General features: G+C 65.2%; 1 protein-coding gene. It reads right to left on the bottom strand.

Features of this window, described 5'->3' with window-relative positions:
- Positions 1–1,685, bottom strand: a 1,685-nt coding sequence (locus ACQGNJ_RS00060; RefSeq protein WP_426687209.1) for a M4 family metallopeptidase, incomplete at both ends; no start/stop codon positions are given.

The raw sequence follows: 1,685 nt of genomic DNA, 5'->3' as shown, positions 1-1,685 counted from the left end.
GTGCAGCTTTCCGAGTTGCCGGTCTTGTACGGACGGCAGTCGTAGCTGCTGGTGGTCGGCGCACTGCCGGCCTTGGTGTACAGGTCCGCATCGCCGGTGCCGCCGGAGATCGACATCACCAGGTTGGTGGCGCCGGCCGGCACCGTGATGAAGTAATCGTTGTCGGCACCCGTCGCCGCCGACACGCCGGTCACCGCCACGTTGTTCTGCAGCTCGGTGGTCGTGCCACCACCGCCGCCACCGCCGCCGCCGGTACCCGGGCAGGTCACGCCCACGCCGGTGAATGCCGTGATCACGTCATTCGCGTTGTAGCCCAGGTCGGTCGCCGCCGACTCCACGCCGCAGGCGCCGGAGTTGAAGGTCGAGGTCGCCGTCCAGTACGACTTGTTGGCCAGCGCGAAGGCCTGGAACGCCTTCTTCACGTCCCAGCCCGAGGTCTTGGCCAGCAGGCAGAACGCCTTGTTGTACACGCCGCTGGAGTAATGCACGTCGAGGCTGGAGGTGTAGTTGGCCGCGTTGTCGATCGAGCCGCCATCCTGCGGCGGATTGCACATGTAGCGCAGCGCATTGCCGATGCCGGCACTGGTCTTGACGATATCCTCGCCGACCTGGAAGTCGGCCGCGCCGCGGTCGTAGAACTCCGCCGCTTCGCCGGCGATGTCCGAGTACGCCTCGTTCATGCCGCCGGACTGGCCGGTGTACTGCAGGCCCGAGTTCTGCTCGGTGTAGCCGTGGCTGATCTCGTGGCTGGTCACGTCCAGCGACACCAGCGGATAGAACGTGCTGGCGCCGTCGCCGAAGTTCATCGCGCTGCCATCCCAGAACGCGTTCTCGTAGTTCGACTTGTAGTGCACATTCATGCGCAACTGCATGTTCAGCGGCGGCGCACCGGTGTAGGCGGTGTACATGTCATGCACCACGCCACCGAAATGATGGGCGTCGTTCACCGGCGAATAGGCGCCGTTGATGGCGTCGGTATCGCTGTTCGAACAGGTGAAGCTGACCACCGAACCACCGCTGGTGCCATGGTTGAGGTTGTAGGTCTTCACGTTGGTGTTGACCAGCGTGCAGGTGCTGCCGGACTGGGTCACGTCGAGTGCGGCGTAATCGGTGCCGTAGATGTACTTGCCGGTCTTGGTGTTGCCGCCCGGGCCGGTGGCCGACGCGTCGGTCAGGCCGTTCCAGCTCTGGACCACTTCGCCGGTGTTGGCGTCGATGATCGCGGTCGGACGCGACGGGTTCGCACCGTTGACGAAGTACGACACCCGATAGACCAGGCGTGCGCTGCCATTGTCTTGCGGATACACGAACAGGTCGGTCTTCTGGTTGCTGATGGTGGTGCCGCCGACCAGGGTGGTATGCGCGTGTGCCTTGAGTGCGGCAATTGCACGGGCAGCGTTCAACTTCGGTGCCACCGAGCTCAGGCCGAGCTGGGCATCCTGCATCAACTCACCGGTGGCGCGCAGGGCGTTGCCCTGGGCATCCTGCACCACGGCGATGCTGCGGCCGTAGACCGGCACGCCGCGATACATCTGCTGCTGGCGCACGACCTTGTGACCGTTGGCGATGCTGACGCTGCTGCGCGGTGCCAGCGACATGTCCTGACCGAGGTTGAGCTGTGCGGCCAGCGAGCTGGCGGGCACCGCACCCAGGTTCTGCGCATGCAGGGTCTTGGTGGTGGCGGC

The organism is Rhodanobacter ginsengiterrae, assembly GCF_050026815.1.
GTDB classification, from domain to species: Bacteria; Pseudomonadota; Gammaproteobacteria; order Xanthomonadales; family Rhodanobacteraceae; genus Rhodanobacter; species Rhodanobacter ginsengiterrae.
This window is presented reverse-complemented; position numbering and strand designations above follow the sequence as displayed.